Source organism: Aliamphritea spongicola (assembly GCF_017051665.1).
GTDB lineage: Bacteria > Pseudomonadota > Gammaproteobacteria > Pseudomonadales > Balneatricaceae > Amphritea > Amphritea spongicola.
In genome coordinates, this window is sequence record NZ_JAFIDL010000160.1 from 1 (window position 1) to 248 (window position 248).

Here is a 248-nt window from a genome sequence, read left to right on the forward strand (position 1 = left end):
AGGTGCTTGGCGATGACCTACTCTCACATGGGGAAGCCCCACACTACCATCGGCGCTAAGACGTTTCACTTCCGAGTTCGGTAAGGGATCGGGTGGTTCCATCTCGCTATGGTCGCCAAGCAAAAAAGGTAACAATCTAAATCCTGTATGCCTTATTCAGGCTGAGTCTTAGGTAACACTGTACAAACTCTAATCCGTCTCGCTTTTCAGCAAGCTCTATGTATCTTCAGTTCTTGATCCGTGTTGCG

General features: G+C 48.4%; 1 rRNA gene. It reads right to left on the bottom strand.

What is annotated here, in order from left to right:
- Positions 1-4: 4 nt before the first annotated feature.
- Positions 5-120: ribosomal RNA gene (gene rrf, locus JYB63_RS23170) — 5S ribosomal RNA — on the bottom strand.
- Between the last annotated feature and the right edge of the window lie 128 nt (positions 121-248).